We start from the raw sequence: 9,227 nt of genomic DNA on the forward strand, positions 1-9,227 counted from the left end.
CGTGAGCCTGGCCGGCACCGGCCCCCGACGGGGCGGCCCCGCACGGGGCCGCCCCCGCAGCGAGGCGGTCGAACGCGCCATCATCGAGGGGGTGATGAAGCTCCTGGAGGACGGCGTCCCGCTCGCGGAGCTGTCCATCGAGCGCATCGCCCGCACCGCCGGCGTCGGCAAGGCCGCCATCTACCGGCGCTGGTCCGGCAAGGAGCAGCTCTTCGTCGACGTCATGCGCGCGGCCGAGCCCCCCGACCCCGAGCTGCCCGGCACCTCCATGCGCGACGACCTCGTGGTCCTGCTGGAGTCGCTGCGGCTGCGCGGACTGGCCGGCCGCACCTCGGCGATCCTGCACAACGTCCGCGCCCAGATGAAGTCCAGCCCTCACCTCTGGGCCGCCTACCACGACACCGTCATCCAGCCGCGCCGCCGGGTGGGCCTCGAGGTGCTGCGCCGGGGCCGCGACAACGGCGAACTGCGCGCCGACGTCGACCTGGAGCTCCTCAACGACCTGGTGGTGGGCCCCGTCCTCGTCCGCACCGTGCTGCGGCCCGACGCGGACCTGCCCGCGGATCTCGCCGAGCGCGTCGTCGACACCCTGCTCCAGGGGCTGCGCCCGTCCGCCGGCTGACCCCGGCCGCTCTGTGCGGATCCTGACCCCGGCCGCTCTGTGCGGATTTCGTCACAGACGCCACCCTGGTCACGCACTTGAGGAACTGCCCGCGCGGCCCCGCACGTCTCCGCTCCCGTACGGCCGCCCGGGCGGCGGAGGAAAGAAACCGAACATCCCCTAGTGTCTTAGCGACGACGGGGCGACGGTGTGCACGGCAGGTTGTGAGGCGACGGTATGGCGCAGCAGGCGTACATGACGGAGACGGACGACGGGCGCCAGGGCCCCCGGACCCCGGCCTCCCGGTTGCGGCGCCTGGTCGACCGTCTGGGCGCCCTGCGGGAGGACCGCGGCATCTGGCGCCGGGGCTGGGTGGTGGCCGTCTGCGCGCTGCTGCTGGCGCTGCTGATGCTGGCCCACGCGCACGTCCCCAACGCGGTCGGCAACCTGGGCAGCCTGCTGGAGACGTTCCTGCCCTGGCTGGGCGTGTTCGTGCCGGTGCTGCTGGTGCTGGCCCTGGTCCGCCGCTCGGCGACGGCGCTGATCGCGACGGTGCTCCCGGTGGTCGTGTGGCTGAACCTGTTCGGCGGCCTGCTCAGTGACAAGAACGCCTCCGGCGGCGACCTGACGGTGGCCACGCACAACGTCAACGCGGAGAACCCCGACCCCTCCGGCACCGCCCGCGAGGTGGCCGCGGCGGGCGCGGACGTGCTGGCGCTGGAGGAGCTGAAGGCCTCCGAGGTGCCCGCCTACCGGGCGGCGCTGTCGGACACCTACCCGTACCACGAGGTGGTCGGCACGGTCGGGCTGTGGTCCAAGTACCCGCTCAGCGACGTCAGGTCGGTGGACATCCGGCTGGGCTGGCAGCGGGCGATGCGCGCCACGGTGGACGCGCCGGCCGGCCGGGTCGCGGTGTACGTGGCGCATCTGCCGTCGGTGCGGGTGAAGCTGGAGGCCGGTTTCACGGCCCGTCAGCGCGACAAGAGCGCCGACGCGCTGGGCGAGGCCATCGCGGACGAGCCGCTGGAGAACGTCGTCCTGCTCGGCGACCTCAACGGCACGATGAACGACCGCGCCCTGAAGGCCGTCACCTCCCAGATGCGCTCCACGCAGGGCGCGGTGGGCAGCGGCTTCGGGTTCAGCTGGCCGGCGTCGTTCCCGATGGCGCGGATCGACCAGATCCTGGTCAGGGGCGCCGAGCCGGAGAGCTCCTGGACGCTCCCGCCGACGGCGAGCGACCACCTGCCGATAGCGGCACGGGTGAAGGTCACCGGCACAGCGGACTGACCTCCGGTGCCGGGGGCCGGACACACGGCGGCGGGCGGGACGCGGACCACCGCGCCCCGCCCGCCGCCGTCGTACCGGGCCTCACACCTCCGGCGGCAGACCCTCGCGCCAGCCGTTGGTGATGGGCAGCCGGCGGTCCTTGCCGAAGCCCTTCGGGGAGATCTTGGTGCCCGGCGGGTACTGGCGCCGCTTGTACTCCGCCCGGTCCACCATCCTGAGTGTCTTCTCGACCAGCTCGCGGTCGTACCCGGCCTCGACGATCTCGTCCGCGCCCTTGTCCCGGTCCACGTACAGCGCCAGGATCGCGTCCAGCACCGGGTAGTCCGGCAGCGAGTCCGTGTCCACCTGGCCGGGACGCAGCTCCGCGCTCGGCGGCTTGGAGATCGAGTTCTCCGGGATCGGCGGCGTCTCGCCCCGCTCCTCGGCGGCGCGGTTGCGCCACCGCGCCAGCCGGAACACCAGCGTCTTGTAGACGTCCTTGATCGGCCCGTACGCGCCGACCGAGTCGCCGTACAGCGTCGAGTAGCCCACCGCCAGCTCGGACTTGTTGCCCGGGGCCAGGACGATGTGGCCCTCCTGGTTGGAGATGGCCATCAGCATCGTGCCGCGCAGCCGCGACTGGAGGTTCTCCTCCGCCAGGCCGGTCAGCTCCAGCGACCCCATGTACGCGTCGAACATCGGCTCGATCGCCACCGTGCGGAAGTTCAGCCCGGTGCGCCGCGCCAGCTCCGCCGCGTCGCTCCTGGAGTGGTCCGAGGAGTACTTCGACGGCATGGAGACGCCGTACACGTTCTCCGGGCCGACCGCGTCGCAGGCGATCGCGGCGACCAGCGCCGAGTCGATGCCGCCGGACAGCCCGATCAGCACCGAACGGAAACCGTTCTTCCGTACGTACGCGCGCAGGCCCACGACCAGCGCGGAGTACACCTCCGCGTCGTCGTCGAGGCGCTCCGCGTAGCCGCCGGTGTGTTCCGGCTCGTAGGCGGGGACCGGGTCCTCGGACAGCACGACCCGCTCGATGCGCAGCCCGTCGTCCACCACGCCCTCGGGCGCGTCGGCCGCCGCGGCCGGCAGGTCCAGGTCGACCACCAGGCACGTCTCGGAGAACTGCGGGGCACGCGCGACGACCTCGCCGTCCGCGCCGACGACGATCGAGTCCCCGTCGAAGACCAGGTCGTCCTGCCCGCCCATCATCGCCAGGTACGCGGTCGTGCAGCCGGCCTCCTGCGCCCGCTTGCGCACCAGCTCAAGACGCGTGTCGTCCTTGTCCCGCTCGTACGGCGAGGCGTTCACCGACAGCAGCAGCCCGGCCCGCGCCGAACGCGCCGCCGGCACCCGGCCGCCGTCCTGCCACAGGTCCTCGCAGATGGCCAGGGCCACGTCCACCCCGTGCACCCGCACCACCGGCAGGGTGTCGCCGGGCACGAAGTACCGGAACTCGTCGAAGACGCCGTAGTTGGGCAGGTGGTGCTTGGCGAAGCTCAGCACCACCTCGCCCCGGTGCAGCACGGCCGCCGCGTTGCGCGGGGCGCCCGCGGGCTGCCCGTACTTCGGCTGGGCGGAGGCGCTGCGGTCCAGGTAGCCGACCACCACCGGCACGTCGCCGAGGCCCTCCTCGGCCAGCCGCGCGGCCAGGGCGCGCAGGGACGCCCGGGAGGCCTCCACGAAGGACGACCGCAGGGCGAGGTCCTCGACGGGATACCCGGTCAGCGCCATCTCCGGGAACGCCACGAGATGCGCCCCCCGCCCGGCGGACTCCCGGGTCCGGCGGACAATCGTTTCCGCGTTGCCGGCGAGATCGCCGACGCTCGAGTCGATCTGATTCAGGGCGAGTCGTAGTTGAGGCACCCGGCCAGTGTAATCGTCAGAGCGACGCGATGGGGGCGGCAGGCCCGCGGACACGTGCCGGGGCGCCCGCCGTCACGGCCGCGCGGCCGCTCCCCGCGCCCTCAGCATGTCCGCCATCAGCCGGATCTCCGACTGCTGCCCCTCGACCATCCCGCGCGCCAGCCGTCTGCCCGCCTCCACCTCGCAGGCCCGCACACAGCCCTCGGCCATGTGCACCCCGCCCCGGTGATGGTCCGTCATCAGCTGGAGGTAGAACACCTCGGCCTGCCTGCCGTTCAGCCGGCCCAGCCGCGTCATCTCCGCGTCCGTCGCCATGCCCGGCATCAGCGCGCCGTCCTCGCCGGCGGCCATGTCGCCCATTCCCATCCAGGACATGGGCGGATCGGCGGACACCTTCGGCAGCTCCCACAGGTCGAGCCAGCCCAGCAGCATGCCGCGCTGGTTGGCCTGGGTCTGGGCGATGTCGTAGGCGAGCCGCCGCACCTCCTCGTCGTCGGTGCGGTCGCGCACGACGTACGACATCTCCACGGCCTGCTGATGGTGCACCGCCATGTCCCGGGCGAACCCGGCGTCCGCCGAGTCCGCCGCCGGGACGGGTGTCGCACGCCCCTCGTCGCCGTCCGCCGAGGCCACTGCCCACCCGGTCGCCGCGGCAGCGGCGAGCACCGCCGCCGCCACCGAGCCGGCCAGGGCGGGCCGCCTCACTTCGACAGTCCGCCCGTGCACGCCGCACCCGGCTCGGGCGTCTGCGCGCCCTGCACGAACTTCTCCAGGAACGCGTCCACGGCCGGATCGGCGGCGCCGGTCACCGTGCGCTGGTGGCCCCACGCGGTCAGCACGATCGGGTCCTTCTGCCCGTCGACCGGACTCATCAGCGTGTACGGCGTCTTCTCCACCTTCGCCGCCAGCGCCTCGACGTCCGCCTTCGGCGCGTCGCCGTTGTACGTCACCCACACCGCGCCGTGCTCCAGGGAGTGGACCGCGTTGGTGTCCTTGATCTCGTCCTCGTAGACGTCCCCGTCGCAGTTCATCCACACGGGGTTGTGGTCGCCGCCCACGGGAGGCGTGACCGGGTAGTCCACGGACTTCGTGACGTGGTTGCGGCCCAGCGTGCCCTTCCACGCGCGCACGCCGTCCGCGTCGGTGACGAACCTCCCGGCGTTCTTCGCGTCGTCCGCAGCGCTGCTGCCGCCGCCGTCGTCGTCCGACTGCGACCGCACGAGCACCACCCCGCCGGCGACCAGTCCCGCGACGACCACCACGGACGCGGCGATCACGAGGATCCGGTTGCGGCGCTCACGGGCCTGCTCGGCGCGCCGCATCTCCTCGACGCGTGCCGTGCGTGCCGCGCTGCTCTTCTTGGCGGAGCCCATGAGGTGTCCTTCGGGTCGGCGGAGGTGGGGCCGGAGTGACGATCGGGTCAGCTGATCGTAATGGGGGAGACGGGCGAGTCGTAGGGGGCGACGGACCGGACCTGGCGGAAACGGTGAAGGTCCGGCCGAAAATTTTGAGCCAGGATTCCAATTACCTACGCTGCCGGTATGCGGCTGCTGCGCTCCACCGACCTCGCCCTGCGGGTCCTCATGCGCCTCGCCGTGGCCGGCGACACCACCCCGACCACGCGGGAGGTCGCGGAGGCCATGGACGTGCCGTACACGCACGCCGCGAAGGTCGTCGCCGACCTCCAGCACCGGGGGCTGCTCACCGCCCGGCGCGGCCGGGGCGGCGGTCTGACCCTCACCGAGCAGGGCCGCGAAGCCTCCGTGGGCGGCCTGGTCCGTTCCCTGGAGGGCGAGGGGGACGTCGTCGACTGCGACGGCGCCGCCACCACCGCACCCTGCCCGCTCCGGTCCGACTGCCGGCTGCGCGGCGCGCTGCGGCGGGCCCAGGAGGCGTTCTACGCCTCGCTGGACCCGCTGACGGTCGCGGACCTCACGGCGGCCCCGACGGGCCCCCTGCTGCTGGGCGTCCCGCGCGTCCGCTGACGGCCCGGCTGTTCATCGCGCGAGCCAGAGGTCCGGCCCGAACACCTCGTAGTGCACGTCCGCCGGGGCCACGCCCTTGCCGATCAGCTGCTCCCGGACCTTCCGCATGAACGGCAGCGGCCCGCACAGGTACGCGCGCGTACCGGGCGCGACCGGCACGTCCGTGAGGTCGACGTACCCGGTGTCCGCGTCCGCCGGGGCGTCCTGCTCGTACCAGAACCGCACGGTCGCGTCCGGCAGCTTCGCCGCGTAGGCCTCGTGGTCCGTGCGCAGGGCGTGGTGGGCGGGGGAGCGGTCGCCGTGCACGACGGTGACCGGGGCGCGGTGCCCGGACCCGGCGAGGTGCCCGAGCATCGCGACGACGGGGGTCACGCCGATCCCGGCGGAGGCCAGCAGCAGCGGGGTGTCGCCGTCGGCGTCCAGCACCAGGTCGCCGTACGCCTCCGACAGCTCCAGCACGTCGCCGACGCGGACGCGCGCGTGGAGGTGGCCGGACACCTCACCCTCGGGCGCCGGGTCCTCGTGCACCCGCTTGACGCTGAACTGCAGCAGGTCCGGGCCGGGCGCCCCGGAGAGGCTGTACTGCCGTATCTGCCGGGCGCCGTCCGCGAGCCGGACCCGGACGGAGACGTACTGGCCCGGGCGGAAGCCGCGCACCGGGCCGCCGTCGGCCGGACGCAGCCGGAAGGTCACCACGTCGGCGGTCTCGGTGACCCGCTCGACGACCTCCCAGGGCCGCCAGGCGGCCCCGCCGCGCTCCTCGTAGAGCCGCTTCTCGACGGCGATCAGGGCGTTCGCCATCAGCCAGTAGACCTCCTCCCAGGCGGCGGCGACCTCCGGCGTGACGGCGTCGCCCAGCACCTCGGCGATGGCGGCGAACAGGTGCTCGTGGACGATCGCGTACTGGTCGGGGGCGACGCCGAGAGAGGCGTGCTTGTGGGCGATGCGCGACAGCATCGCGTCGGGCCGGTCGTCGGGGTGGTCCACCAGGTGGGCCGCGAAGGCCGCGATGGAGCCCGCGAGGGCCTGGCGCTGGGTGCCGGCGGCCTGGTTGCCGCGGTTGAACAGGTCGCGCAGCAGCTCGGGACGGGCGGCGAACATCCCGGCGTAGAAACGCTCGGTGATCTCGCCGAGGGACGCGCCCACGGCGGGAAGGGTGGCGCGGACGGTGGCGGCGGACTGCTCGGACAGCATGAGGTCTCTTCTCCTCGTCGCTCGGATGCCTGCGCCCCCATTAAAACTTGCATCCTGGATTCCAATTTAGGTGGGGGGGTCTTCTGTCGTGGCGAGGGCCCTGACCGGGCAAGATGAGCAGAGGAGCCGTGTGTCCGCCCGGCCCCGGCGGTTCAGGCCACGGCCGATCGCCCGACCGGGCCCGGCAACGCGTATGAAACGCTGGTGTGGTGGGATGCACGAGTGCCGGACCGTCTCCCGGGGACCGGGCGGAACGGGCGGCCTGACCGGCAGGAATGGGGAAGCGGAAGATGGACAAGCAGCAGGAGTTCGTGCTCCGGACGTTGGAGGAGCGCGACATCCGGTTCGTTCGCCTGTGGTTCACCGACGTCCTGGGCTTCCTCAAGTCCGTGGCCGTCGCCCCGGCCGAGCTCGAGCAGGCCTTCGACGAGGGCATCGGCTTCGACGGCTCCGCCATCGAGGGCTTCGCCCGCGTGCACGAGTCCGACATGATCGCCAAGCCGGACCCGTCGACGTTCCAGATCCTGCCCTGGCGCGCCGAGGCGCCCGGCACCGCCCGCATGTTCTGCGACATCCTCATGCCGGACGGCTCCCCGTCCTTCGCGGACCCGCGCTACGTCCTCAAGCGCGCCCTCGCCCGCACCTCCGACCTGGGCTTCACCTTCTACACCCACCCGGAGATCGAGTTCTTCCTGCTGAAGGACAAGCCGGTCGACGGCAGCCGCCCGACCCCGGCGGACAACTCCGGCTACTTCGACCACACCCCGCAGAACGTCGGCATGGACTTCCGCCGCCAGGCGATCACCATGCTGGAGTCGATGGGCATCTCGGTCGAGTTCTCCCACCACGAGGGCGCCCCCGGCCAGCAGGAGATCGACCTGCGCTACGCGGACGCGCTGTCCACGGCGGACAACATCATGACGTTCCGCCTGGTCATGAAGCAGGTGGCACTGGAGCAGGGCGTCCAGGCGACCTTCATGCCCAAGCCCTTCTCCGAGCACCCCGGCTCCGGCATGCACACCCACCTGTCCCTCTTCGAGGGCGACCGCAACGCCTTCTACGAGTCGGGCGCGGAGTACCAGCTCTCCAAGGTGGGCCGCTCCTTCATCGCGGGCCTGCTGCGGCACGCGGCGGAGATCTCCGCCGTCACCAACCAGTGGGTCAACTCCTACAAGCGCATCTGGGGCGGCACCGAGCGCACGGCCGGCGCGGGCGGCGAGGCCCCCTCGTACATCTGCTGGGGCCACAACAACCGCTCGGCCCTGGTCCGCGTGCCCATGTACAAGCCCGGCAAGACCGGCTCGGCCCGCGTGGAGGTCCGCTCCCTCGACTCCGGCGCCAACCCGTACCTGGCCTACGCCCTGCTCCTCGCGGCCGGCCTCAAGGGCATCGAGGAGGGCTACGAGCTCCCGCCGGGCGCCGAGGACGACGTCTGGGCCCTCTCCGACGCGGAACGCCGCGCCCTGGGCATCGAGCCGCTCCCGCAGAACCTGGGCGAGGCGCTCACCCTGATGGAACGCAGCGACCTGGCCGCCGAGACGCTCGGCGAGCACGTCTTCGACTTCTTCCTGCGCAACAAGAAGCAGGAGTGGGAGGAGTACCGCTCCGAGGTCACCGCCTTCGAGCTGCGGAAGAACCTGCCGGTGCTGTAGGGGCCGCCCCGGCGGGCGGTACGGCCCTCGGGAACCCGGCGGTAGGGTGCCCGGCATGTACCCGGTGGACCGTTCGAGTCAGCGCCTGCGGCTCCGTGAACTCACCGTCGACGACGTCGGTGCGGTGTTCGCCGTCTACGGCAGCCCGGAGGCGACGGAGCACCTGTCGTTCGAGCCGCGCACCCGCGAACAGGTCGGGCTGATCGTCGCTCGTTCGGTGGCCTCGGCCACGGCGGAGCCGCGCAGCGAGTACGCGCTGGCGGTCGTGGAGAAGAAAACGGATCAGGTCATCGGCTTCGGCCGGATCGCCCTGGACCCCCATCAACAGCGCGCGGCCACCTTCGGCTTCGCTCTCCGTCCGGACACCTGGGGCGTCGGCCACGGAGTCGAAACCGTACGGCTCCTGCTGGGCCTCGGCTTCGAGGAGATCGGCCTGCACCGGATCTGGGGCGCCCGGTCCCCTCTGAACGAGGGCTCGGCCAGGACCATGGCGGCCGCCGGGATGACGGAGGAAGGGACCATCCGGGGCCACATCCTGAAGGCCGGCCGGTGGCGGGACTCGGTCGTCCACTCGATGCTCGAGGAGGAGTGGACGACCGAGCAGGCGGACCGTCCCACCGGCCGGCGGGCGTCCGAGACGGCCACAGGGTGAGGGGGGTG

At 72.5% G+C, this 9,227-nt stretch carries 9 protein-coding genes; 5 read left to right on the forward strand and 4 right to left on the reverse strand.

Annotation, left to right across the window (positions count from 1 at the left end):
• The first annotated feature begins 1 nt into the window (after position 1).
• Both ACFOSY_RS19555 and ACFOSY_RS19560 read left to right on the forward strand, forming a co-directional pair.
• Complete coding sequence (locus ACFOSY_RS19555; RefSeq protein WP_394308559.1) at positions 2-622, forward strand: TetR/AcrR family transcriptional regulator; 621 nt, start codon at positions 2-4, stop codon at positions 620-622.
• 216 nt (positions 623-838) lie between these two features.
• Entirely contained in the window at positions 839-1,888 is a 1,050-nt protein-coding gene (locus ACFOSY_RS19560; protein WP_394308561.1) for an endonuclease/exonuclease/phosphatase family protein, read from the forward strand.
• Between the two features lie 81 nt (positions 1,889-1,969).
• Here the strand turns inward: ACFOSY_RS19560 and ACFOSY_RS19565 are convergent, their stop codons facing one another.
• From ACFOSY_RS19565 to ACFOSY_RS19575, 3 genes are all read right to left on the reverse strand, one after another.
• Entirely contained in the window at positions 1,970-3,736 is a 1,767-nt protein-coding gene (locus tag ACFOSY_RS19565) for an NAD+ synthase (protein ID WP_394308563.1), read from the reverse strand.
• A 72-nt stretch (positions 3,737-3,808) separates the two neighbouring features.
• Positions 3,809-4,441, reverse strand: a complete 633-nt coding sequence (locus tag ACFOSY_RS19570) for a DUF305 domain-containing protein (RefSeq protein ID WP_394308566.1) — start codon at positions 4,439-4,441, stop codon at positions 3,809-3,811.
• Positions 4,438-5,109: a DUF3105 domain-containing protein gene (locus tag ACFOSY_RS19575; RefSeq protein WP_394308569.1), complete on the reverse strand. Its 672-nt coding sequence runs from the start codon at positions 5,107-5,109 to the stop codon at positions 4,438-4,440. Before ACFOSY_RS19575 ends, ACFOSY_RS19570 begins: the two co-directional genes overlap by 4 nt.
• Before the next feature lie 168 nt (positions 5,110-5,277).
• Here ACFOSY_RS19575 and ACFOSY_RS19580 point away from each other — a divergent pair, with 168 nt between their 5' ends.
• A complete protein-coding gene (locus tag ACFOSY_RS19580) occupies positions 5,278-5,721 on the forward strand; it encodes an RrF2 family transcriptional regulator (protein ID WP_394308571.1) in 444 nt (147 codons plus the stop codon).
• A 12-nt stretch (positions 5,722-5,733) separates the two neighbouring features.
• Here the strand turns inward: ACFOSY_RS19580 and ACFOSY_RS19585 are convergent, their stop codons facing one another.
• A complete protein-coding gene (locus ACFOSY_RS19585; protein ID WP_394308573.1) occupies positions 5,734-6,915 on the reverse strand; it encodes a globin domain-containing protein in 1,182 nt (393 codons plus the stop codon).
• A gap of 290 nt (positions 6,916-7,205) precedes the next feature.
• Between ACFOSY_RS19585 and glnA the strand changes: the two genes are divergently transcribed.
• Positions 7,206-8,567: a type I glutamate--ammonia ligase gene (gene glnA / locus ACFOSY_RS19590; protein ID WP_394308575.1), complete on the forward strand. Its 1,362-nt coding sequence runs from the start codon at positions 7,206-7,208 to the stop codon at positions 8,565-8,567.
• Between the two features lie 55 nt (positions 8,568-8,622).
• Complete coding sequence (locus ACFOSY_RS19595) at positions 8,623-9,219, forward strand: GNAT family N-acetyltransferase (protein ID WP_394308577.1); 597 nt, start codon at positions 8,623-8,625, stop codon at positions 9,217-9,219.
• Positions 9,220-9,227: the final 8 nt, after the last annotated feature.

Source organism: Streptomyces lusitanus (assembly GCF_042647945.1).
Taxonomy (GTDB): Bacteria; Actinomycetota; Actinomycetes; order Streptomycetales; family Streptomycetaceae; genus Streptomyces; species Streptomyces pseudogriseolus.

Excerpts from the sequence above, each read along its gene's own strand:
- ACFOSY_RS19560 (WP_394308561.1), top strand. The coding sequence starts at position 839 with ATGGCGCAGCAGGCGTACATGACGGAGACGGACGACGGGCGCCAGGGC.
- ACFOSY_RS19575 (WP_394308569.1), bottom strand. The coding sequence starts at position 5,109 with ATGGGCTCCGCCAAGAAGAGCAGCGCGGCACGCACGGCACGCGTCGAG.
- ACFOSY_RS19580 (WP_394308571.1), top strand. The coding sequence starts at position 5,278 with ATGCGGCTGCTGCGCTCCACCGACCTCGCCCTGCGGGTCCTCATGCGC.
- ACFOSY_RS19585 (WP_394308573.1), bottom strand. The coding sequence starts at position 6,915 with ATGCTGTCCGAGCAGTCCGCCGCCACCGTCCGCGCCACCCTTCCCGCC.
- glnA (WP_394308575.1), top strand. The coding sequence starts at position 7,206 with ATGGACAAGCAGCAGGAGTTCGTGCTCCGGACGTTGGAGGAGCGCGAC.
- ACFOSY_RS19595 (WP_394308577.1), top strand. The coding sequence starts at position 8,623 with ATGTACCCGGTGGACCGTTCGAGTCAGCGCCTGCGGCTCCGTGAACTC.